This window comes from Ruegeria sp. CDSC025 (genome assembly GCF_059610805.1).
This window is the reverse complement of record NZ_JBXWOJ010000008.1, coordinates 21,193-42,869: the sequence shown is the minus strand read 5'-3', so window position 1 is coordinate 42,869 and position 21,677 is coordinate 21,193. Positions and strand designations below refer to the sequence as shown.

The following is a 21,677-nucleotide window of genomic DNA, read 5'->3' as shown; positions in this document are numbered from 1 at the left end:
TGGTCGATTCCGTGCAACAAGTTCCAGAATTGGGCGTTTAGTCGCGGTGTCTATACCTTGCCTCTTGTAAGGGGAAGCCTTAGACACCCCGCAGACAGCTGAAATGGACTCGCGATCAATGTTCGACACGATGACAGTTACCAAGGCCGCAGCAGGCCTGTTTGGCACCTTCCTGGTGCTGCTTCTGGCCAAATGGGCCGCAGAAGAGCTTTACCACGCCGATGCCCATGGCGAGACGGCTTCGTACATCATCGAAACCGAAAGCGCAGGCGAAAGCGCCAACGGTGAAGAGGTAGTATTTGAAGAGCTGCTGGCCGCCGCCGACGTTGAAAAAGGCGCCAAAGTTTTCCGCAAGTGTACCGCGTGTCACAAGCTGGAAGACGGTGCAAACGGCACAGGCCCCTATCTGTATGGTGTCGTTGACCGCCCTGTCGCAACGGCCAGCGGTTTTACCGGCTATTCGGCACCGATGCAGGCCCATGGCGGCAACTGGACACCCGAAGCACTGGATGCCTTCCTGACCAAGCCAAGCAGCTATATCTCGGGCACATCCATGAGTTTTGCTGGCCTGAAAAAACCGCAGGACCGTGCCGATCTGATTGCCTATCTGCAGACAATCGGCAACTGATGCCACACCGGCACATCTGAAGTTCAAAGCCGCTGCCCCGTGCAGCGGCTTTTTTTGTATGAAGAAACCTTCACAATGCGCTCACGCATTCTAAACTTGAATCAGTCAACGCTGGACCTTTAGCTTCGTTCAGGCGCAAGACTATAAGAAGTGACGCAACAGGGGATGAGCCAAATGGAATCCAACCGACAGATTGTTCAGGCACGTGCATTGGATTTCAGAGGTTGGTTGACCATACCGATAACCGGCTTTTTGCTGCTTGCGCTCATGACCTCTCAACTGTTTGCCGAAGAGACCATCATCAAAAGACACGGATTCTCGGAATTTGGCGATTTGAAATACCCTGAAGGGTTTGCCCATTTCGACTATGTAAATCCTGATGCGCCGCGCGGCGGAGAGTTATCTTATGCAGCGCAAGGGACATTTGACAGTTTCAACCCCTATACGCGGCAGGGACGCGCGGGTGCGCGTTCTGCGGATCAGTATGAATCCCTGATGGTCGCGTCCTATGATGAAACGGCCACTTACTACGGTCTGCTGGCAGAAAGCCTTGAATACCCGGAAAGCCAGGATTGGGTCATCTTCAACATGCGACCTGAGGCGCGGTTTTCCGATGGAAGCCCGGTGACTGCCGAAGATGTTGTGTTTTCGCATAATCTGCTGCTGGAACAGGGGTTAAAATCCTATGCCGACGCCGTCCGCGAGATGATTCCGCGTGCCGAAGCGCTGGATGATCATCGGGTTAAATTCTATTTCGCACCGGATATCCCGCGCCGTGGCCTAATAAGTCAGGTTGCCGGGACATCTGTGTTTTCCAAGGCCTGGTTTGAGGCAGACCCCGAAAACCGGCGGCTCGACAAATCCCGGCTTGAGCCCGGTATCGGATCCGGACCTTATGTTTTGGACAGCTATGACATCAACCGGCGCATCGTCTACAAGCGCAACCCGGACTATTGGGGCGACCACGTTAATGTGAATGTTGGCCGCAACAACTATGACTCCATCCGGATCGAATATTTCGCGGACTCGATTGCTGCGATGGAAGGGTTCAAGGCGGGCACGTTCACACTGCGCCAGGAAAACAACTCGAAAAGCTGGGCAACGGCCTATGATTTTCCTGCCATAGCAAACGGAACAGTGGTTCGGGTAGAGCTGGAAGACGGGGATGTCCCCAACGCTTCGGGCTTTGTCATGAACCTGGACCGGCCACAATTTCAGGATCCCAAGGTGCGCGAAGCCGTCCAGTTAGGGTTCAACTTCGAATGGACGAATGAAAGCTTGCAATATGGCCTGTTTCAGCAGCGCGACTCATTCTGGCAGGGAACTCACCTAGAGGCGACGGGGCTGCCCGAGGGGCGTGAACTGGAGGTTCTGCAAAGCCTGGGCGATGCGCTGGACCCTGCGGTACTGACCGACCAACCGGTCGTTGCCCATGAATCCCGCGCCGAGCGTCAGAATGATCGTCGCAATCTGCGCGCCGCGATGAAGCTGCTGGATGAGGCCGGTTGGCAGGTGGGTGAAGACGGTATCCGCCGCAATCAAAACGGTGAAGTACTGGCCATAGAATTTCTGTCAGACCAGCCGACTCTTGATCGTATCATCCAGCCATTTGTCGCTAACCTTAGGACGATGGGCATAGATGCAACCTACAATCGTGTGGACAATGCGCAATTCACCCTGCGCCGCCGTGACCGGGATTTCGACATGATTTTCGGCGGGTACCCAAGTTCGCTGCAACCTTCGACGGGACTGTACCAGCAATTCGGAACCGAGGCGGCCTCGTATTCCGTATTCAACCCGTCCGGTGCGTATGGCCCGGATATTGAACCGTTGATCGACAACATCGTGGCAGCGACCAACAGCGAAGAGTTGTTTGCCAATGTTCGCGCCCTGGACCGTGTTTTGCGGGCCAAGCGGATCATGGTGCCCACTTGGTATTTGGGCAAATACTGGGTTGCCTATTGGGACATGTATGAATACCCGGAAAACCTGCCGCCTTATTCATTGGGTGTCGAAGACCTGTGGTGGATCAACGCCGAGCAGGAAGCCCAGTTGAAATCCTCCGGCGCCTTGAGGTAATCCGCCCAAATGGGAGCATATATTCTAAGACGCCTGCTGCTGGTCATTCCCACACTGCTGGGAATCATGATCGTCAACTTCACCCTTGTGCAGTTTGTGCCAGGCGGCCCGATTGAACAGATCATCGCCCAGATGGAGGGTGGTGGAGATGTATTTGAAGGTATCGCTGGCGGTGGCGGCGATATCGAACAGCAGACCGGCGGCACAAATGACCGCTATATCGGCGGGCGCGGCTTGCCGCCTGAATTCATCGAAGAACTGGAAAAAGAATTCGGGTTCGACAAACCGCCCTTGGAACGGTTTCTGAATATGATGGGTAATTACCTGACTCTGGATTTTGGCGAGAGCTATTTCCGGTCGATCAGTGTGACCGATCTGGTGCTGGAAAAGATGCCGGTGTCTATTTCGCTGGGGCTTTGGTCGACGCTGATTGCCTATCTGGTGTCGATCCCTCTGGGTATTCGCAAGGCGATCAGGGACGGATCAAGCTTTGACACCTGGACCAGTGGTGCCATCATCGTGGCCTACGCCATCCCGGGATTTCTGTTCGCCATTTTGCTGCTGGTGCTATTTGCCGGTGGGTCCTATTGGCAGATCTTTCCGCTGCGGGGGCTTACCTCGGACAACTGGGACAGCCTGAGTGTATTTGGCAAGATTGCCGATTACTTCTGGCATATCGCGTTGCCGATCCTGGCGCTGACCATCTCTGCCTTCGCAACGCTCACCTTGCTGACCAAAAACTCGTTTCTGGACGAGATTAAAAAGCAATATGTCATGACCGCCCGCGCCAAGGGCCTGAGCGAAAGCCGGGTGCTGTACGGCCACGTATTCCGCAATGCGATGCTGATCGTAATCGCGGGTTTTCCGGCCGTCTTCATCGGTGTGTTTTTCGGAGGGTCAATCATCATCGAAACCATCTTTTCGCTGGATGGATTGGGCCGGTTGGGCTTCGAGGCCGCCGTGGCGCGGGATTACCCGGTTATTTTCGGGACCCTGTTTATCTTTGGCCTAATGGGTCTGGTGGTCGGCATCATCAGTGATCTGATGTATGTGTTGGTTGATCCGCGCATCGACTTTGAAAAGCGGGAGGGGTAAATGGCGCTTTCCCCCCTGAATCAGCGCCGGTGGCGCAACTTCCGTCGCAATGGCCGGGCGTTCTGGTCGCTGATCATCTTCTCGATCCTGTTCGGCCTGTCGCTATTTGCTGAATTTATCGCAAATGACAAACCGATCCTCGTGAAATACCGCGGTGAGCTTTATACGCCGATCTTCAATTTCTACCCAGAGACCGAGTTTGGCGGTGATTTCCAAACCGAAGCAATCTATCGCGACCCCGAAGTGCGTTGTCTGATAGACAGTGGCGGTTTGGATCAGTGCTTTGACGATCCTGACGGCATTATCGAGCAGATCGAGGCCGGATCCTTTGCCGCCGACGGGTTCGAGCGCGGCTGGGCCATCTGGCCGCTGATCCCATACTCTTTCAAAACCAGCGTTGATCGGCCGGGCGCCGCCCCGCTGCCGCCCAACGGTCAGAACCTGTTGGGCACCGATGACACCAAGCGCGATGTGCTTGCACGGGTGATCTATGGGTTCCGTCTGTCCATTCTGTTCACGCTGATGGTCACAGGTGTTGCCAGCCTGATCGGTATCTTCGCAGGCGCCATTCAGGGCTTTTTTGGCGGCTGGCTGGATTTGATCTTTCAACGGATCATCGAGATTTGGTCGGCCACCCCATCGCTTTATGTGATCATCATCATGTTCGCTATTCTAGGGCGCAGTTTCTGGTTGCTGGTGTTGCTCATGATCCTGTTCAGCTGGACCGGATTGGTTGGCGTTGTCCGAGCTGAGTTCCTGCGGGCGCGAAACCTTGAATATGTCCGGGCGGCGCGGGCGTTGGGCGTCAGCAACAGGACGATCATGTTCCGCCACATGCTGCCCAATGCAATGGTCGCCACGCTGACCTTCATGCCCTTCATCGTCACCGGAACGATTGGCGGGCTTGCCTCGCTGGATTTTCTGGGCTTCGGCCTGCCGTCCTCGGCCCCGTCACTTGGTGAGCTGACCTTGCAGGCAAAACAGAACTTGCAGGCCCCTTGGCTGGCCTTTACCGCCTTTTTCACCTTTGCCATCATGCTGTCGCTTCTGGTCTTCATTTTCGAAGGCGTCCGCGATGCGTTTGATCCCAGAAAGACCTTCTCATGAGCCTGCTGGATGTAAACAACCTCAAGGTTTCGTTCCGGCAGGACGGGCAGGTCAGTGCGGCGGTCAAGGGCGTGTCCTTCACGGTGGATCGTGGGGAAACCGTGGCTTTGGTAGGGGAATCCGGGTCCGGAAAATCTGTGACCGCCTTGTCGACCGTTTCGCTGTTGGGCGACAGCGCGATTGTCGAAGGATCGGTGAAATACGACGGGCAAGAGATGATCGGAACGTCCGAGAAGCATCTCATGGATGTGCGAGGCAACGACATCAGCTTCATCTTTCAAGAGCCGATGACATCGCTCAACCCTTTGCACACGATCCAAAAGCAGATGGCTGAATCGCTGGCGCTGCATCAGGGCGTTGTGGGCGACGCGGCCCGTGGTCGGATTGTCGAGCTGCTGACCAAGGTTGGCATCCGTGATCCGCAGGATCGGTTGGACAGCTATCCGCACCAACTTTCGGGCGGACAACGGCAGCGCGTCATGATCGCCATGGCGCTTGCCAATAAGCCGGACATTCTGATCGCAGATGAACCGACCACGGCGCTGGACGTGACCATTCAGGCACAGATACTCGAGTTGCTGGCAGACCTGCAGAAAGCCGAAAACATGGGGATGCTGTTCATCACCCATGACCTTGGCATCGTGCGCCGGATCGCCGATCGAGTTTGCGTCATGAAGGACGGAGAGATTGTCGAAGCCGGTGCAACCGCGGACATCTTCGAGAACCCTCAGCATCCCTATACCCGGAAATTGCTGGCGGCCGAACCGTCGGGCCAACCCGATCCGGTCGCCGCGGATGCAGAAGAGGTCGCCCGCACCGATCACCTGAAAGTCTGGTTCCCGATCCAGCGCGGCTTTCTCAAGCGAACTGTCGGCCATGTTAAGGCGGTGAATGACGCCAGCCTCAGCGTGCGCGCCGGCGAAACCGTGGGGATCGTGGGCGAAAGCGGGTCGGGCAAGACCACGTTGGCGCTGGCCATCATGCGGCTGATCGCGTCCGAGGGTGGTATCACCTTTCGCGACCAGGATGTGCGCCGTTGGTCCACACGCGAATTGCGCCGTTTGCGCAAGGATATGCAGATTGTGTTTCAGGACCCGTTTGGCAGCCTGAGCCCGCGCATGACCTGTATGCAAATCATCGCCGAGGGTCTGGCAATCCACAAGGTTGATCCACACCGCTCCCCGCGTGATCTGGTGGCGGATGTGATGACCGAAGTGGGGTTGGACCCGGCGTCGATGGACCGGTATCCGCACGAGTTCTCGGGCGGGCAGCGGCAGCGTATCGCCATCGCACGGGCGATGGTGCTCCGTCCCAAACTTCTGGTGCTGGATGAGCCGACAAGCGCGCTGGACATGACGGTTCAGGTGCAGATCGTAGACTTGCTGCGAGATCTGCAGCGGAAATACGGGTTGGCATATCTGTTCATCAGCCATGACCTAAAAGTGGTCCGGGCGATGTCACATAATGTCATCGTTATGCGGAACGGTGACGTGATTGAAATGGGCGCTGCCGAAGACCTGTTCGAAAACGCGCAGACAGATTACACCCGCGAATTGATTGCGGCAGCGGGCTGAAGCCCGCTCGCCGTGTTTTTCACGCGTTTGCGGTTTCCCGCGTTGCCGCTTTCGGTATCGGGCCGCGCAGTTCTTCATAGTGATCAAAGCTTAACTTTACCCAACCGGTGCCGCGCGTGGCGCTGGCCAGGGTGCGATGCAACTCATCCTCGGCCACGGCAGGAAGTTGGGCATTGAAAATCTCCCAGCCCGAAGCGTTGGGGTTGCCTTCGAATCCCAGCACTTGACCCTGTAAGGAACTGATCGTGGGGACAAGATCACCGACGAAATCGGATGGCAAGTGAATCTCTGCGTTCAGAATGGGTTGCAGGACCACCGGTTTGGCCTGAGGCAGCGCCTCGCGTACGGCGTTCTTGCCTGCGGTGCGGAAAGCATAATCGGAACTGTCCACATTGTGGTGTTTGCCGTCACTCAGCGTGATTTTGACATCAACAACAGGGAAGCCCTCAGGCCCCTGCTCCAGCGCGTCCTTGGCCCCGTGTTCAACTGAGGGAATATAGTTGCGCGGCACCGAACCGCCTTTCACGATCTCTTCGAACTGAAACCCTGATCCGCGCGGCATGGGCGTGACCGAGATCACGACATCTGCAAACTGACCCGCACCACCGGATTGCTTGCGGTGACGGTGGCGGTGTTCGATGGGCGCACGGATGGTTTCGCGATAGGCGGTCTCGATCGGGTCGGCCACGATTTCGATCCCGAAATCTTCGGCCAGTTTGGCGGTGATCCGGCGCATGTGCTGCGGGCCTTGAGAGCCCAGCACCGCATGGCCGCTCAGCTCATCCTGCTCCAGATGGAGACCGGGGTCGATCTCGACCAGACGGGTCAGAGCGTTCGACAGGCGCACGTCATCTCGCTCATGCGCGGGTGATACGATCTGACGTTGGGCGACTGGATGTGATGATGCCCATTCCGGCAACGGAGATTCGGATTTGCTGTCGTAAACATTGCCGGGGATCAGGTGATCGGATTTCACGGCCAGCCCGATCTGACCTGCCTCCAGCCCGGAAATCTGGGTCTTGGCGTCAAGTGTCGTCAGATTGCCGACTGTCTCACCTCCCAAAGCTTCATGCGCACGCACGCCATCTCCCAGGCCACGAAGGACGATGATCTTGCCGATATGTTTCTTCACGTCCGCGAATCCCGCAATGGCGCGGGCAGTCTCGGTGGCCTCATCGCGGTTGGCGGCAATGTTGAACTCAGGGGCTTCGTGCCGCAGGGCTTTCATCAGGCGGGTCAGGCCATTGCCATGGCTGGCCGCGCCCAGACAGGCGGGGATCAACTGGTGGTTCTGCAAAACCTGCGCGGCCAGATCGTAGATCTCGGCACTTGCGGGCTGTTTGTCTTCGATCAGCTGCTCCAACAGGTGATCGTCAAAATCCGACAGCGTCTCTAGCAGCTCGGTGCGGGCTTCTTGTTCGCGGTCCTCGACCGAGAGCGGCAGTTCGATCAGGGCCGAGGGCTGGCCTTCCTGATATTTCCAAGCCCGCTCCGAGATCAGATCGACCGCGCCGACTATTGTCTCGCCGTCGCGAATAGGGACCTGACGTAGGGCGATGTGGTGGGTGCAGTAGGTCTGTAGCGCGGCGATGATATCCCGGATACGGCCATTTGGGGCGTCCATCCGATTGATGAACAGGAAACAGGGAATGCCCGCCTCTTCAACCAGCCGCAGATAGGGCGCGCACAAGACAGCCGCGTCTGGGTCCGGCGGGACAACCACAACCGCCGCATCCGAAATCGCCATGGCTGGTCCGACATAACCCAGATTGTCGCTGCCCCCGTCCACGTCGATCGCGCACCAGGGCTCGTCCAAGTAAGAAAAACCGTGCAAGTGCACGGTTCCGGAGACATCGAATGTGGTGGGTCGGTTGTCGAGACGGCTTATGGCCTCGACCAGGGTTGTCTTGCCAGATTGGCTGGGGCCGAGGACGGTGAATACGCGCATGAGTGATGTCCCTCTTTTCAGGTTGCAGTAATACCTGCACGAAAAGGGCCGACCCACACGGCTGCGTGGGCGAGGACTGACTGCGAATTCACCTGCCTCAGGGTTCGGATCGTTCCGCCCAAGTGTGAAGACAACCAGAGGCTCGCGTCAAGCCCCTGTACTGGTATCTAAGCGGCGGGCCGCACAACCGGGCCCACCTGTAAGCGATCAGATCGCCGAGCTGTGGCCTGCCTTGCTCAGGTCATAGGCGTCAAAGCTGCGGGCAATCATTCGGGTCAGCGGCCGGGCCTCGGGTGGAATGAACAGGCCATCCTTGGTGACGTGTAGCAGATTGTTGAAGTCGGCATTGGCCTTCTGGAACATCTCGTTCAGCTCTTGGGCGGATATGTTGTGGTCACGCAGAATCTCAGCCGAATTGATCTGAAAATCACACATCAGCGCTTCGATCAGACGTGCGCGCAAAATGTCCTGCCCTTTGAACAAATGCCCGCGCGAGGTCGAAAAGCGCCCCTCGCGGATGGCTTTCGTATAGGCCGATGTTGCCGGTGCGTTCTGGGCGTAGCCCTGAGGAAACCGCGAGATCGAGCTTGCGCCCACACCGATCAGCACCTCGGCCTGATCATCCGTATAACCCTGAAAGTTCCGTTTCAGTCGCCCGGTCCTGAGCGCATGTGTCAGACCATCATCCTGCGTGGCAAAGTGGTCAATTCCGATCTCGGCGTAATCATCCCAGAGGAACAGTCGACGCGCCGTCTCGAACAGCTCCAGACGTTGCTCGGGCGTGGGCAATGCGTCCGAAGGAATCAACTGTTGCCGCTTGGCCATCCACGGCACGTGGGCGTATCCGTACAGCGCAACGCGGTCGGGGTTCAGTGACAGCAGTTTCTGTACGCTTTCAGTCATCCTTGATTTGGTCTGATGCGGCAGACCGTACAGGATATCTGCGTTCAGACTGGTAATGCCGCGGGCACGGATCATGTCCACAGCTGCGCGCGTGGTGTCATAGCTTTGGACGCGACCGATAGTTTTCTGAATCTCATCGTCGAAATCCTGCACGCCGATCGAGGCACGGTTCATGCCCGCTTCGGCCAGCGCGTCCAGTCGGGCTTGGTCAATCTCGTTCGGGTCGATTTCGACCGAGAATTCAGCACCCGGGCCCAGCGGGATAACATCCAGAATGCGTGTGGCCAGATCTCGCATCAGATCGGGATTCAACAGCGTTGGTGTGCCGCCGCCCCAGTGCAGACGCGAGAGGGTGACGCCTTGAGGCAGGCGCGCGGCCAGCAGATCAAGCTCGGCCTTGAGGACGTCGACATAGGCGATGACCGGGTTGTCAGTTTGCGTCCCCTGTGTTCGGCAGGCACAAAACCAACACAGCCTGCGGCAGAAGGGCACGTGTATGTACAACGAGACGGAGCTGCCGGGTTTAATGCCGGTAATCCAGTCTTCGTAAAGGTTTACCCCCACATCATTGTTGAAGTGAGGGGCTGTTGGATAGCTTGTGTAGCGCGGTACTTTCGCGTCAAATAGTCCAAGCTTTGCAAGTTGTGGTTTAACTATCATGGCGATACCGTTAGAGGACGGCACGCCTAGCAACCTTGATAGAGATCAAGTGGGAACGCGCATGACACAGATTTTCAAAATCGATCATACAAACTGTGAAGATTGTCCAATCCGCCACAGAGCAGTCTGTGCGCATTGCGATGTTCATGAGCTGGAGCTTCTTGAAGGTATTAAATATTATCGCAGCTTCGAGGCTGGGCAGACAATCATCTGGTCCGGTGATCAGATGAATTTCGTGGGCTCGGTCGTGTCGGGGATCGCTTCTTTGACTCAGACCATGGAAGATGGGCGCACGCAGATGGTTGGCCTTTTGCTGCCCAGCGATTTCGTCGGTCGTCCAGGTCGAGATTCAGCGCCTTACGACGTCGTGGCAACGACTGACATTGTCATGTGCTGTTTCCGTAAGAAGCCGTTCGAAGAACTGATGGGTGCGACTCCGCATATCGCGCATCGTTTGCTTCAGATGACATTGGATGAGCTGGACGCTGCCCGTGAATGGATGCTGGTGCTGGGACGCAAGACTGCGCGCGAAAAAATCGCAAGCCTGTTGTCCATCATCGCGCGCCGGGATGCGTCGATTGGGCAGAACGGGAGTTCCAGCCCAATCGTTTTTGATCTTCCGCTGACGCGCGAGGCGATGGCAGACTACCTTGGCCTTACACTGGAAACTGTCAGCCGTCAGATATCCGCCTTGAAGAAAGACGAGATCATCTTGCTAGAAGGAAAGCGCCGTGTATCTGTTCCGGATATGGGCCGGTTGATGGAAGAGGCAGGCGACGATTCCGATGGCGGATATCTGGTGTGATTCACATACGGCGTGACCCGTTGTCTTAACCGTGGTTTAGTGGGACCAGTGAAACTGCGTCAGGAGTAAGTCATGGGATTCAGCAGCCTTTTGGCCATGCTGCTTATTGGTGCCATCGCGGGATGGTTGTCCGGAAAAATCATGGAAGGTCGGGGATTCGGCCTGATTGGCAACATCATCGTCGGCGTAGTTGGCGCATTTCTGGCGGGGGTGATTTTCCCGGCCCTTGGCTTTGCCGTTGGCGGCGGTCTGGTCTCGTCCATTATTTTCGCCACCATCGGGGCGATCATTCTGCTTTTCCTGATCGGCCTTGTGAAACGCGGGTAAAAGCCGCCCGCTGGGCGGCTCTGCCGTTTCAATGTGCCATGAACACCGGAACAGTCGATTGTTCCAGCATATTGCGTGTCGCGCCGCCCAGGATGGCTTCTCGGAATCGGGAATGCCCATAGGCGCCCATGACGATCATATCTGTTTCGGTATCCGTCGCATGGCGGTTCAGGATGTCCGATACACGCGACATTGTTTTGCTGAGCACGTCGATTTCGCACTTAACTCCGTGGCGTGACAGCATCTGGGACAACAACCCACCGGGGTCCGAGCGATCCGGCCCATGCGTTGGTGGGTCGATCACCACGATCCGCACCTGATCGGCCTCGATCAGGAAGGGTAGGGCGCAGCGAATGGCGCGCATGGCCTCGACGCTTTCGTTCCAGCCGACCAAGACAGTACCGGGCTTGTCAAAAGGCGTCGTGTTTTCGGGTATGACCAGAACCGGAGCGTGACCTTCGAACATGGCTGCCTCGACGATAGGCTCTGCTTCGACGCTGCGGTCTTTTCCGTAAGGTTGCGGCAGAATAACAAGGTCCGAGAACCGCGCCCGATGGGCAACGTGGCGACCAATATCGGCAATCTGGGCCACGCCGCTTTCTGCAGACCAGCGTACGCCGGAACTGTTCAGATAGGTCTCTGCATAGTGCAGGGTGTCCTCCGCCTCTGCTTTGGCGCGGGACAGGGTCTCCTGCAGAATCAGCGCGTTGGCGCCAGCATAGTAATAACCGGTCTGACTGCGATCGACCCCCAGGCACAGGGCTTCGGCATGCGCATCCTGGGCTGTGGCCAGGGCTGCCATTTGTGCCAGCGCCGGGGCCGATTGTTCCGTTTCCGTTAGAACTGTGAGAAGGGATTTATACGCCATCTTGACCTCTTGCCTCCAGGGCCGTTCCGTCCGCGACATTCCGGCCAAATCATTTCTGTAGCCTTGTCACAATATTCGCTATTCTGTCTTGATACAGATCAAAGCAGTTTGGGCTGTCCTCGGACAAAACAACGACCAGTCAAATGGGTTCCGCGACAAAAAAGAATCGCGCGGAGCATGGCAAAGGGACGCAATATGTCAAATTACATCAAGCTGATCGTGCTTGGTCTGATCGTGCTGTTTGCAGCGATCGGGACCAATTATGCACGCGATTTGGCGTATCAGGTGCATGCAATTCTGGTGATGTTGATCGCCGCGGGATTGTTCATCTGGACGCTTAGAAACACGGATGAGCCAGATATCCTCATAGATCGTTCAGGCGAATACATGGACGATGTGGTCCGTTACGGCGTAATCGCGACGGCCTTTTGGGGCGTGGTTGGTTTTCTTGCCGGGACATTCATCGCCTTTCAGCTGGCCTATCCGGTGCTGAACTTTGAATGGGCACAAGGATATCTGAATTTTGGCCGATTGCGTCCGCTGCATACATCGGCGGTTATCTTTGCCTTTGGCGGCAACGCACTAATCGCTACGTCCTTCTACGTCGTCCAGCGGACCAGCGCTGCGCGCCTGTGGGGCGGCAATCTGGCATGGTTCGTTTTCTGGGGCTATCAGCTGTTCATTGTGCTGGCTGCGACCGGGTATGTGCTGGGCGGAACCCAGTCCAAGGAATACGCCGAGCCGGAGTGGTATGTCGATCTGTGGCTGACCATCGTCTGGGTGGCCTATCTTGCCGTGTTCCTGGGAACAATCGTCAGGCGGAAAGAGCCTCATATCTATGTGGCGAACTGGTTCTACCTGGCCTTTATCGTTACCGTCGCCATGCTGCATCTGGTCAACAACATGACTATCCCTGTCAGCATCTGGGGTTCGAAATCTGTCATCGTCTGGTCAGGCGTTCAGGACGCAATGATCCAGTGGTGGTACGGCCACAATGCTGTGGGCTTTTTCCTGACTGCCGGTTTCCTGGGCATGATGTACTATTTCATCCCGAAACAGGCCGAACGTCCGGTGTTCAGTTACAAGCTGTCGATCATCCACTTCTGGGCGCTGATCTTCCTGTATATCTGGGCTGGTCCGCACCATTTGCACTATACAGCGCTGCCCGACTGGGCCTCGACACTGGGCATGGTGTTCTCGATCGTGCTGTGGATGCCGTCCTGGGGTGGCATGATCAACGGCCTGATGACCCTATCGGGTGCGTGGGACAAGCTGCGTACGGACCCGGTGATCCGGATGATGGTGATTTCGGTCGGCTTCTATGGCATGTCCACTTTTGAGGGCCCGATGATGTCGATCCGAGCGGTTAACTCTTTGAGCCACTATACCGACTGGACCATTGGTCACGTGCATTCGGGTGCGCTGGGCTGGAACGGCATGATCACCTTTGGTGCTCTGTACTTCCTGGTTCCTGTCTTGTGGAAGCGTGAGCGTCTGTATTCGTTGCAAATGGTCAGCTGGCACTTCTGGCTCGCCACTATCGGCATCGTGCTCTACGCCGCGTCGATGTGGGTGACAGGTATCATGGAAGGCCTGATGTGGCGCGAAGTGGATGCCAACGGTTTCCTTGTGAACTCGTTCGCCGACACCGTGGCTGCCAAGTTCCCGATGTATGTGGTGCGAGCTCTGGGTGGGGTCATGTTCCTCGCTGGGGCGCTGATCATGTGCTACAACCTGTGGATGACTGTGCGGAAAGCGCCGGCCAAAGAGGCCAGCCTGACCGTCGCGGTCCCGGCTGAATAAGGAGGGCCGGAGCAATGGCAATTCTCGACAAACATAAGATCCTCGAGACCAACGCGACCCTCCTGCTGATCTTCAGCTTCCTGGTCGTGACCATCGGTGGCATCGTGCAGATCACCCCGCTGTTCTATCTTGAGAACACCATCGAAAAGGTGGAGGGCATGCGCCCTTACACCCCCTTGGAAATGGCGGGCCGTGACATCTATATCCGCGAAGGCTGCTATGTCTGCCACAGTCAGATGATCCGCCCGATGCGGGATGAGGTCGAGCGCTATGGCCACTACTCGCTGGCGGCTGAATCAATGTATGATCATCCGTTCCAGTGGGGGTCCAAACGCACCGGCCCTGATCTGGCCCGTGTCGGTGGTCGTTATTCTGACCAGTGGCATGTGGATCACCTGCGCAACCCGCAGTCGGTGGTGCCTGAATCTGTAATGCCGAAATACGGCTTCCTCGAGCATCGCAAGATTGACGGTAAGTATATCGGTGATGTCATGAAGGCGAATGCGCTGGTAGGCACGCCCTATACCGAAGAGATGCTGGAGAACGCCGTGGCGGATTTCCGGGCGCAGGCCGATCCCGACAGTGACTATGACGGCCTGCTGGAACGCTATGGTGACAAGGTCAGCGTGCGGAACTTCGATGGTCAGCCCGAGCTGACCGAAGCGGATGCGATGGTCGCTTATCTGCAGATGCTGGGAACGCTGGTCGATTTCTCGACCTTCACCCCGGACGCGAACCGGTAAAGGAGGGTGTGATGGAAGAATATACACTCTTACGGCAATTCGCGGATAGCTGGATGTTGCTGCTGCTCTTTGTTTTCTTTGTTGGGATCATAATCTGGGTTTTTCGCCCGGGTTCCAGCAAGGAATACAAGGACACCGCGAATATCCCGTTTCGGCATGATGATGCACCAGCGCCCCTGCGGGGCGACGACAATCCCGCCACATCCAAGGAGGCGCGGCAATGAGCAAGACACCTGAAAAACAGCCGGGTGATCCGAGTACAACCGGCCACAGCTGGGATGGTATCGAAGAATTCGAAAACCCGATGCCGCGCTGGTGGTTGTGGACATTCTACGCCACCATCTTCTGGGCGGTGATCTATACGATCATGTATCCCGCATGGCCCTTGGTTCAATCCGCCACTGCTGGCGTTTTGGGCTGGTCCTCTCGCGCTCTGGTACAAGAAGAGATGATTGCGTTTGAAGAGGCGAATGCCCCTTGGAACGCCAAGCTTGTGGAAACATCGCTTGAAGATATCTCGGCAGATCCCGAACTGCAGCAATACGCGGCGAATGCCGGGGGCGCGGTGTTCCGTACCTGGTGTGCGCAATGCCACGGCTCAGGCGCGCAGGGTGCACCGGGATTCCCGAACCTGCTGGATGACGCCTGGCTGTGGGGCGGTTCGCTTGAGGATATCGAGACCACAATCGCCTATGGCATTCGCAACGAGGAAAGCGACGATGCGCGCTATTCCGAAATGCCTGCATTTGGCGAAATCCTGGAACATGACGAGATCACCCAAGTGGTTCAATACGTGATGTCCCTGACCAATGCGCAGACTGATGACGTAGCTGCGCAGGCAGGCAAGGTCGTCTTCGAAGATAACTGTTCGTCCTGTCATGGCGAGGATGGCACTGGTGACGTCTTTCAGGGCGCACCCAACCTGACCGATGCGATCTGGCTCTATGGTGGCGACGCAGAGGCATTGACTGAGACCGTGACCAATAGCCGTTTCGGTGTAATGCCTGCTTGGGAAAACCGCCTTACCGACGCGCAGATCCGCGCTGTGACGGCCTATGTCCACCAGTTGGGTGGCGGTCAGTAAGGCCAAAAGAATACCTTCGGACGGTTCGCCGCCCGAAGGTTAAGGCACCGGCTGTTCTCTCTGTTCGCGCGTTTCCTGAACAGCCGGTGCTACTATTTTCAGACTACAGGCCCCCATTGGTGCAGTCCAGATGCGCCTTTTCGCGCGGGCCAGACTTTTCAATCCACCAGTGATGGTCCGGCAGCCAACTGCCGCGCGCAAGGTCGCGGCTATCTGTGCCAGTGCCTTTGCCGTTAGCCTCTGTTTTGGTGGCTACCATGAAACTTCGTGCCAGTATCGCAAGCATCTGATCCCTCCTGGATTGTGTTGCCGCTGTTATCAGGATTGATCTTTAGCCTGATAAATGCGACTCAATTACCATTCCAATATGTAAGTAGGACTTACAGATGAACTGGATGGATATGCCGCCGCTTGCGGCTTTGCGCGCCTTTTCTGCCTTTGCTGAGACTGGAAATGTTGTTCAGGCAGGGGCGTCGCTGAATGTCAGTCACGCAGCGATCAGCCAACAACTGCGTGCGCTTGAAAAACACCTGGATCTGGCCCTTCTGGACCGATCCGGTAAATCCATGACCCTGACGGCCGAGGGCAAGGTTCTGGCGCGTGCCCTGCATTTGGGATTTGGGGCCATAGGTGCGGCGGTCACTGACCTGAAGCGTGCAACCGAGGATCGCCCGGTCCACGTATCGCTGACGGCCTCTTTCGCAGCTTCGTGGCTTATGCCGCGCTTGCCCGCATTTCAGGCCGAGCATCCAGGCATTCACCTTGCGCTGGATCCCTCGCCCCGGTTGGTCGATCTGCGCCCGGGCGGCGTGGATCTGGCGATCAGATATGGGGCAGGGGACTGGCCCGATGTGACGGCCGAACTGCTGTTGCAAAGTCCGATCGTGATTGTCGCCGCGCCATCCCTGTTGACTGGGCGGGCACCTGTGACACCTAAAGCACTCAGCCGTCTGCCCTGGCTTGAGGAGTTCGGCACAACGGAGGCAACGCAATGGCTGGCCCGTCACGGCGTGGGCCATAGCCCCGGCGCTGGCCGCATCGCCTTGCCGGGAAACCTGCTGCTTGAGGGAGTGCGCGCCGGGCAGGGTGTGACGGCCACCGTGCGGCATTTTGTCGAAGCGGATATCATTGCGGGTCGTTTGGTCGAACTGTTCCGCGAACCCGACGGGCGCGGATACCATATTGTCACCGGAAATATGCCGCTTCGTCCTGGGGTGAAGATATTTATCAGGTGGCTCAGGCGGCAAGCTGGTAAGATGTGACAAAAGGTGTCTTTACGATGCGCTTTTGACCCATGTCAAAGTGGCTGCCCGTATGATCTGGAAGAAGACGCCGTAGAACAGCTACATCTGGAGCCAGCCCGTGAGCGATTCCGACCCCGCCCCCAGCCTATACGCAGCGCGCGAACCGATCTTTCCCCGCCGCGTGTCCGGCCCGTTTCGCAACCTGAAATGGTTCATCATGGCGGTCACGCTGGGGATCTATTACGTCACACCCTGGATCAGATGGGATCGCGGTCCCAGCCTCCCGGACCAGGCGGTGCTGCTGGATCTGGCCAACCGGCGCTTTTACTTTTTCTGGATCGAGATCTGGCCGCACGAGTTCTATTTCGTGGCCGGGTTGCTGATCATGGCCGGTCTGGGCCTGTTTCTGTTTACATCGGCGCTGGGGCGCGTGTGGTGCGGCTATGCCTGCCCGCAGACCGTCTGGACTGATTTGTATATCTTGGTCGAGCGCTGGATCGAAGGTGATCGAAACGCCCGTCTGCGCCTGCATCGTCAGAAAAAGATGGATTTCCACAAAGCAAGGCTGCGTGTCACCAAATGGGTCGCTTGGCTGTTTATTGGTCTGGCAACGGGTGGTGCCTGGGTGTTCTATTTCGCGGATGCGCCAACGCTGGTCCGTGACCTAGTGACCGGAGATGCACATCCGGTCGCCTATACAACCATATTGATCCTGACGGGGACGACCTTTTTGTTTGGTGGGTTCGCACGCGAGCAGATCTGTATTTACGCCTGTCCCTGGCCGCGCATTCAGGCCGCGATGATGGACGAGGATACTCTGGTGGTTGGGTATCGCGAATGGCGCGGTGAACCGCGCGGCAAAGGCAAGCGGACCGCGGATTCCGATCTTGGGGACTGCATTGATTGCATGGCCTGTGTGAATGTCTGCCCTGTCGGTATCGACATCCGCGACGGTCAGCAGCTTGAATGTATCACCTGTGCGCTGTGCATCGACGCTTGCGATGACATGATGGCCAAAATTGGCAAGCCGCGTGGCTTGATCGACTACATGGCGTTGAGCGACGAATCGAGTGAACGCGCCGGTCATCCGCCCAAGAATGTCTGGAAACACATCCTGCGGCCTCGGACCATCATGTATACGGGTATGTGGTCTGCGGTTGGCTTCGCGCTTTTGTTCGCCCTGTTCATCCGTTCTGACATTGATCTGACCGTAGCGCCGGTGCGAAACCCGACATTTGTAACCCTTTCTGACGGAACTATCCGTAACACTTATGATGTACGACTGCGGAACAAACATGGCGAGGACCGCCCATTCCAACTGACCCTGTCCGGTGATCCGGCCCTGAAGATACAGATCGAGGGGGTTGAAGGTGAGACTGTCAATGTGACGGCGGATACGGCACAGTTGACCCGTGTTTACATCGTCGCATCGGGCGACACCGGGCCAGCAACTTTGGATACGACGCCGGTCCGCATCTGGGTCGAAGACCTGCAGAGCGGTGAGCGCGCCTATAAGGACACCACGTTTAACGGACGAGGGAACTGAACATGGCTGAACGTAAATTCACCGGCAAACATGCGCTTGCTGTGTTCGTTGCATCCTTTGGCGTGATCATCACGGTGAACCTGGTTCTGGCCTATAGCGCGGTGAAGACCTTTCCGGGGCTCGAGGTCAAGAATTCCTATGTCGCCAGCCAGGAATTCAACGAACGCCTGAAGGAACATCAGGCGCTGGGCTGGTTTATCCGCGCCGAGATTTCGGGCGGATTGCTGATCCTGCATATAACCGATCAGACGGGCGCACCGGTCAAGGTGGCTGACCTGCAGGCCGTTGTGGGCCGCGCGACCCATGTCAAAGATGATTTTGCTCCTGATTTCATATTCGACGGGACTGCATATGCGACTCCGGCATCGCTGGGTCCGGGCAACTGGAACATTCGGCTGGTTGCCAAAGATCACAGCGGGGCCGAGTTTGCACAGCGCGTGCCGCTTTATGTGAAAGGCTAGGGGATGTCTGCGCAGATGTCCTCTGGCACCGCAGCTTGCCCCGGCTGTATCGCCGCCCCGGTAGAGCCCGCAAGGCCGATCCCGCAGGATGTGCAGATCGCGCTGTCATTGCCGGGAATTCACTGCTCGGCCTGTATTGCCACGGTCGAGCGTGAATTGAATGCCCAGCCCGGGGTCGAGGACGCGCGCGTGAACCTGACCTTGAAACGTGCGATGGTCAAAGCCGCGCCCGATCTGCGCGCCGCCGATCTGATCCCGGTGCTTGAACGCGTAGGCTTTGAGGCGCACGAGCTGGACCCTGGATCCCTGTCTGCCACGCAGTCCGACAAAGCTGGTCGCGACCTGTTGATGCGGTTGGCGGTGGCTGGTTTTGCCTCGATGAATGTAATGTTGCTGTCTGTCTCTGTCTGGTCAGGGGCAACCGATGCAACGCGCGACATGTTCCACTGGATTTCGGCAGCGATTGCTTTGCCTGCGATCGCGTTTTCGGCGCAGCCCTTCTTTGCCAATGCCTGGAGCGCCTTGCGCGTCGGTCGCCTGAATATGGATGTGCCGATCGTGTTGGCAATCCTGTTGGCATTGGCCACATCGCTGTGGGAAACCGCGCTGAGTGGTGAGCACGCCTATTTTGACGCCGCCCTGACCCTGACGTTCTTTCTGCTGGCCGGACGCTATCTGGACTACCGTACCCGCGCCGCCGCCCGATCCGCAGCCGAGGAGTTGACCGCGTTGGAAGTTCCGCGCGCGATCAGGCTGGCCGATGGTCAAGAAGTTGAGGTGCCCGTCGCAACGCTGAGCGTGGGTGATCTGATCCTGGTACGTCCCGGAGGCCGAATGCCGGTGGATGGCGAAATCGTTTCCGGGCAATCCGAGCTCGACCGATCGCTGCTGACGGGTGAAACCTTGCCGGTATTTGCGGAAACCGGTCTGACGGTCAGTGCTGGCGAGGTAAATCTAACGGGTCCATTGACCGTACGGGCGACAGCTGTGGGTGAGGATACATCGCTGCACCGCATGGCCGATCTTGTGGCCATCGCGGAATCTGGGCGGTCGCGTTATACTTCGCTGGCGGATAAGGCAGCCAAGCTTTATGCACCGGGCGTGCATATCCTGTCGGCGCTGAGCTTTCTGGGCTGGTATATCTATTCCGGCGATATCCGCACCGCGCTGAATATCGCAGCGGCGGTGCTGATCATCACCTGCCCCTGTGCGCTGGGTCTGGCCGTACCGGCGGTGACGACGGCGGCCTCGGGCCGGTTGTTCCGCAAAGGGATGCTGATCAAACACGCCACAGCGCTGGAACGCCTCGCCGAGGTGGATACGGTTGTGTTCGACAAGACGGGAACGCTGACCTCGGGAACGCCGGAGCTGACCAATCTTGCGGATCATGCGCCCGGCGATCTGGAAATCGCACTGGCACTGGCCGAGGCCTCGTCGCACCCGCTCTCTGTTGCGCTGGCGCAGGCTGCCCGTCAAGCGGGGGTCACGCCCGCAAATGTCGAGGGGATCTCTGAAGTTCCGGGGTACGGCACCGAAGGCATCTTTCAGGACCATCCCGTGCGTATGGGACGCGCCGAATGGACCGGTGGGCAAGAGGCTGAACAAACTGCGGCCTGGCTGTCGTTAGCAGGGCGGGCGCCTTCAGTGTTCTTGTTCTCGGACACATTGCGCGCCGGTGCGGCTGAGGCGGTTCAGGCGTTTCGCGATGAGGGGAAAAAGGTCATTTTGATCTCGGGCGATACGCAAGGCGCGGTTGAGACGCTGGCCGGTAAGCTGGGGATTGAGACATGGATTGCGCAGGCCCTGCCGCAGGACAAGGCAACCCATGTGCAAAGCCTGCGGGATCAAGGCTGCCACGTCCTGATGGTTGGTGACGGGCTGAACGACACGGCGGCGCTGGCCGCGGCGCATGTGTCGATTTCACCGGCCTCGGCGCTAGATGCTGCGCGCGTGGCATCCGATATCGTGCTGTTGGGTAACGACCTGTCGCCGATTGCGGGTGCCTGCGATACTGCGGTTAAGGCAACGAAACGGATTCGCGAGAACTTCCGTATTGCAACCATCTATAATATCATTGCAGTGCCACTGGCGGTTGCGGGCCTAGCCACGCCGCTGATCGCGGCATTGGCAATGTCGACCTCGTCCATTACCGTTTCTCTGAACGCGCTGCGGCTAAGGTGATCTGAATGGAAGTTCTGGCCTATCTCATACCGATTTCCCTGCTTTTGGGAGGGGTTGGCCTGTTTGCGTTCATCTATACCGTTCGGTCGAACCAGTATGACGACCCCGAAGGCGATGCGCGCCGCATTCTAAGCGACGAATGGGACGATAAGCCCAAGCCCTGACGGCCCCCTTGAAATTGCCTCAATGCCCGGTTATGTCCGGCCCATCCGCTAGCAGAGAGAACAAAGCCAAATGGCAACTATGAATCCGATCCAGTTTATTCAGCAGGTCCGTGCCGAGGTTTCAAAGGTCGTCTGGCCAACCCGCCGCGAGGTGTTGCTGACCACGGTCATGGTGTTCATCATGGCAGCACTGACGGCTGTGTTCTTTGCGCTGGTCGATCTTGGTATTCGTGGTGGCCTGCAGCTGATTCTGGGCATGTTCGGTTAAACCGGGCCGGGCAGGTCGGAAACGTCGCTGCCCCCTTGCACAGCTTGCGATGTCAGAGTAGGTGACGCGGTACTATTCGGAATGGGCGTGCGGCGATTCGGGCTGTGCGCCGCTTTTTATTCCGGGTGACGCGACAGATTTTCAATAACGGCTTTTCCGGTACATGGAATGCGGCCGAAGGCAAACAAG

At 57.5% G+C, this 21,677-nt stretch carries 21 protein-coding genes; 17 read left to right on the top strand and 4 right to left on the bottom strand.

Annotated features, from left to right (window positions below):
- The first annotated feature begins 118 nt into the window (after positions 1 to 118).
- The 5 genes from AC2FH8_RS12630 (at position 119) to AC2FH8_RS12610 (ending at position 6,483) form a co-directional block, all read left to right on the top strand.
- Positions 119 to 628, top strand: coding sequence for a c-type cytochrome (locus tag AC2FH8_RS12630; RefSeq protein ID WP_142637256.1), 510 nt, complete (start codon positions 119 to 121; stop codon positions 626 to 628).
- Between the two features lie 174 nt (positions 629 to 802).
- Positions 803 to 2,707 (top strand): extracellular solute-binding protein, encoded by a 1,905-nt coding sequence (locus tag AC2FH8_RS12625; protein WP_496689903.1) that lies wholly within the window; start codon positions 803 to 805, stop codon positions 2,705 to 2,707.
- A gap of 9 nt (positions 2,708 to 2,716) precedes the next feature.
- The gene (locus AC2FH8_RS12620; RefSeq protein WP_142636962.1) at positions 2,717 to 3,802 is read left to right on the top strand and encodes a microcin C ABC transporter permease YejB; all 1,086 of its coding nucleotides are present in this window, start codon (positions 2,717 to 2,719) and stop codon (positions 3,800 to 3,802) included.
- Positions 3,803 to 4,909, top strand: a complete 1,107-nt coding sequence (locus AC2FH8_RS12615) for an ABC transporter permease (RefSeq protein ID WP_142636960.1) — start codon at positions 3,803 to 3,805, stop codon at positions 4,907 to 4,909.
- The gene (locus tag AC2FH8_RS12610) at positions 4,906 to 6,483 is read left to right on the top strand and encodes an ABC transporter ATP-binding protein (RefSeq protein ID WP_496689902.1); all 1,578 of its coding nucleotides are present in this window, start codon (positions 4,906 to 4,908) and stop codon (positions 6,481 to 6,483) included. Before AC2FH8_RS12615 ends, AC2FH8_RS12610 begins: the two co-directional genes overlap by 4 nt.
- Before the next feature lie 19 nt (positions 6,484 to 6,502).
- Here AC2FH8_RS12610 and AC2FH8_RS12605 read toward each other — a convergent pair whose 3' ends face one another.
- Together AC2FH8_RS12605 and hemN are read right to left on the bottom strand one after the other, a co-directional pair.
- Positions 6,503 to 8,431: an elongation factor G gene (locus AC2FH8_RS12605; protein WP_271949797.1), complete on the bottom strand. Its 1,929-nt coding sequence runs from the start codon at positions 8,429 to 8,431 to the stop codon at positions 6,503 to 6,505.
- 207 nt (positions 8,432 to 8,638) lie between these two features.
- Positions 8,639 to 9,994 (bottom strand): oxygen-independent coproporphyrinogen III oxidase, encoded by a 1,356-nt coding sequence (gene hemN, locus AC2FH8_RS12600; RefSeq protein ID WP_281995392.1) that lies wholly within the window; start codon positions 9,992 to 9,994, stop codon positions 8,639 to 8,641.
- 61 nt (positions 9,995 to 10,055) lie between these two features.
- Here hemN and fnrL point away from each other — a divergent pair, with 61 nt between their 5' ends.
- Both fnrL and AC2FH8_RS12590 read left to right on the top strand, forming a co-directional pair.
- Complete coding sequence (gene fnrL, locus AC2FH8_RS12595; protein ID WP_281973102.1) at positions 10,056 to 10,799, top strand: transcriptional regulator FnrL; 744 nt, start codon at positions 10,056 to 10,058, stop codon at positions 10,797 to 10,799.
- Positions 10,800 to 10,871: 72 nt separating this feature from the next.
- A complete protein-coding gene (locus AC2FH8_RS12590) occupies positions 10,872 to 11,126 on the top strand; it encodes a GlsB/YeaQ/YmgE family stress response membrane protein (protein WP_271949803.1) in 255 nt (84 codons plus the stop codon).
- 28 nt (positions 11,127 to 11,154) lie between these two features.
- On the opposite strand, the gene AC2FH8_RS12585 is transcribed toward AC2FH8_RS12590, so the two are convergent.
- Positions 11,155 to 11,994, bottom strand: a complete 840-nt coding sequence (locus AC2FH8_RS12585; protein WP_271949806.1) for a universal stress protein — start codon at positions 11,992 to 11,994, stop codon at positions 11,155 to 11,157.
- Positions 11,995 to 12,189: 195 nt separating this feature from the next.
- Between AC2FH8_RS12585 and ccoN the strand changes: the two genes are divergently transcribed.
- From ccoN to ccoP, 4 genes are read left to right on the top strand one after another with little or no spacing between them, the layout of a single operon-like run.
- Complete coding sequence (gene ccoN / locus AC2FH8_RS12580) at positions 12,190 to 13,797, top strand: cytochrome-c oxidase, cbb3-type subunit I (protein WP_142636945.1); 1,608 nt, start codon at positions 12,190 to 12,192, stop codon at positions 13,795 to 13,797.
- A gap of 14 nt (positions 13,798 to 13,811) precedes the next feature.
- Positions 13,812 to 14,540, top strand: coding sequence for a cytochrome-c oxidase, cbb3-type subunit II (gene ccoO / locus AC2FH8_RS12575; RefSeq protein WP_142636943.1), 729 nt, complete (start codon positions 13,812 to 13,814; stop codon positions 14,538 to 14,540).
- Between the two features lie 11 nt (positions 14,541 to 14,551).
- Positions 14,552 to 14,764, top strand: coding sequence for a cbb3-type cytochrome oxidase subunit 3 (locus tag AC2FH8_RS12570; RefSeq protein WP_142636941.1), 213 nt, complete (start codon positions 14,552 to 14,554; stop codon positions 14,762 to 14,764).
- Positions 14,761 to 15,624 (top strand): cytochrome-c oxidase, cbb3-type subunit III, encoded by an 864-nt coding sequence (ccoP, locus tag AC2FH8_RS12565; RefSeq protein WP_142636939.1) that lies wholly within the window; start codon positions 14,761 to 14,763, stop codon positions 15,622 to 15,624. Before AC2FH8_RS12570 ends, ccoP begins: the two co-directional genes overlap by 4 nt.
- A 103-nt stretch (positions 15,625 to 15,727) precedes the next feature.
- Here ccoP and AC2FH8_RS12560 read toward each other — a convergent pair whose 3' ends face one another.
- The gene (locus tag AC2FH8_RS12560) at positions 15,728 to 15,910 is read right to left on the bottom strand and encodes a hypothetical protein (protein WP_142636937.1); all 183 of its coding nucleotides are present in this window, start codon (positions 15,908 to 15,910) and stop codon (positions 15,728 to 15,730) included.
- Between the two features lie 100 nt (positions 15,911 to 16,010).
- On the opposite strand from AC2FH8_RS12560, the gene AC2FH8_RS12555 reads away from it, so the two are divergent.
- From AC2FH8_RS12555 to secE, 6 genes are all read left to right on the top strand, one after another.
- Positions 16,011 to 16,886 carry a LysR family transcriptional regulator gene (locus tag AC2FH8_RS12555; protein WP_271949812.1) on the top strand — a complete coding sequence of 292 codons (876 nt, stop codon included), beginning with the start codon at positions 16,011 to 16,013 and terminating at the stop codon, positions 16,884 to 16,886.
- 100 nt (positions 16,887 to 16,986) lie between these two features.
- Positions 16,987 to 18,414: a cytochrome c oxidase accessory protein CcoG gene (gene ccoG, locus AC2FH8_RS12550; RefSeq protein WP_271949814.1), complete on the top strand. Its 1,428-nt coding sequence runs from the start codon at positions 16,987 to 16,989 to the stop codon at positions 18,412 to 18,414.
- Between the two features lie 2 nt (positions 18,415 to 18,416).
- Positions 18,417 to 18,875 carry a FixH family protein gene (locus AC2FH8_RS12545; RefSeq protein ID WP_271949816.1) on the top strand — a complete coding sequence of 153 codons (459 nt, stop codon included), beginning with the start codon at positions 18,417 to 18,419 and terminating at the stop codon, positions 18,873 to 18,875.
- Between the two features lie 3 nt (positions 18,876 to 18,878).
- Positions 18,879 to 21,056, top strand: a complete 2,178-nt coding sequence (locus AC2FH8_RS12540; RefSeq protein ID WP_496689901.1) for a heavy metal translocating P-type ATPase — start codon at positions 18,879 to 18,881, stop codon at positions 21,054 to 21,056.
- Between the two features lie 5 nt (positions 21,057 to 21,061).
- Entirely contained in the window at positions 21,062 to 21,220 is a 159-nt protein-coding gene (gene ccoS, locus AC2FH8_RS12535) for a cbb3-type cytochrome oxidase assembly protein CcoS (RefSeq protein ID WP_142636927.1), read from the top strand.
- A gap of 70 nt (positions 21,221 to 21,290) precedes the next feature.
- Positions 21,291 to 21,488 carry a preprotein translocase subunit SecE gene (gene secE / locus AC2FH8_RS12530; protein ID WP_142636925.1) on the top strand — a complete coding sequence of 66 codons (198 nt, stop codon included), beginning with the start codon at positions 21,291 to 21,293 and terminating at the stop codon, positions 21,486 to 21,488.
- Positions 21,489 to 21,677: the final 189 nt, after the last annotated feature.

Excerpts from the sequence above, each read along its gene's own strand:
- AC2FH8_RS12630 (WP_142637256.1), top strand. The coding sequence starts at position 119 with ATGTTCGACACGATGACAGTTACCAAGGCCGCAGCAGGCCTGTTTGGC.
- AC2FH8_RS12625 (WP_496689903.1), top strand. The coding sequence starts at position 803 with ATGGAATCCAACCGACAGATTGTTCAGGCACGTGCATTGGATTTCAGA.
- AC2FH8_RS12620 (WP_142636962.1), top strand. The coding sequence starts at position 2,717 with ATGGGAGCATATATTCTAAGACGCCTGCTGCTGGTCATTCCCACACTG.
- AC2FH8_RS12615 (WP_142636960.1), top strand. The coding sequence starts at position 3,803 with ATGGCGCTTTCCCCCCTGAATCAGCGCCGGTGGCGCAACTTCCGTCGC.
- AC2FH8_RS12610 (WP_496689902.1), top strand. The coding sequence starts at position 4,906 with ATGAGCCTGCTGGATGTAAACAACCTCAAGGTTTCGTTCCGGCAGGAC.
- AC2FH8_RS12605 (WP_271949797.1), bottom strand. The coding sequence starts at position 8,431 with ATGCGCGTATTCACCGTCCTCGGCCCCAGCCAATCTGGCAAGACAACC.
- hemN (WP_281995392.1), bottom strand. The coding sequence starts at position 9,994 with ATGATAGTTAAACCACAACTTGCAAAGCTTGGACTATTTGACGCGAAA.
- fnrL (WP_281973102.1), top strand. The coding sequence starts at position 10,056 with ATGACACAGATTTTCAAAATCGATCATACAAACTGTGAAGATTGTCCA.
- AC2FH8_RS12590 (WP_271949803.1), top strand. The coding sequence starts at position 10,872 with ATGGGATTCAGCAGCCTTTTGGCCATGCTGCTTATTGGTGCCATCGCG.
- AC2FH8_RS12585 (WP_271949806.1), bottom strand. The coding sequence starts at position 11,994 with ATGGCGTATAAATCCCTTCTCACAGTTCTAACGGAAACGGAACAATCG.
- ccoN (WP_142636945.1), top strand. The coding sequence starts at position 12,190 with ATGTCAAATTACATCAAGCTGATCGTGCTTGGTCTGATCGTGCTGTTT.
- ccoO (WP_142636943.1), top strand. The coding sequence starts at position 13,812 with ATGGCAATTCTCGACAAACATAAGATCCTCGAGACCAACGCGACCCTC.
- AC2FH8_RS12570 (WP_142636941.1), top strand. The coding sequence starts at position 14,552 with ATGGAAGAATATACACTCTTACGGCAATTCGCGGATAGCTGGATGTTG.
- ccoP (WP_142636939.1), top strand. The coding sequence starts at position 14,761 with ATGAGCAAGACACCTGAAAAACAGCCGGGTGATCCGAGTACAACCGGC.
- AC2FH8_RS12560 (WP_142636937.1), bottom strand. The coding sequence starts at position 15,910 with ATGCTTGCGATACTGGCACGAAGTTTCATGGTAGCCACCAAAACAGAG.
- AC2FH8_RS12555 (WP_271949812.1), top strand. The coding sequence starts at position 16,011 with ATGAACTGGATGGATATGCCGCCGCTTGCGGCTTTGCGCGCCTTTTCT.
- AC2FH8_RS12545 (WP_271949816.1), top strand. The coding sequence starts at position 18,417 with ATGGCTGAACGTAAATTCACCGGCAAACATGCGCTTGCTGTGTTCGTT.
- AC2FH8_RS12540 (WP_496689901.1), top strand. The coding sequence starts at position 18,879 with ATGTCTGCGCAGATGTCCTCTGGCACCGCAGCTTGCCCCGGCTGTATC.
- ccoS (WP_142636927.1), top strand. The coding sequence starts at position 21,062 with ATGGAAGTTCTGGCCTATCTCATACCGATTTCCCTGCTTTTGGGAGGG.
- secE (WP_142636925.1), top strand. The coding sequence starts at position 21,291 with ATGGCAACTATGAATCCGATCCAGTTTATTCAGCAGGTCCGTGCCGAG.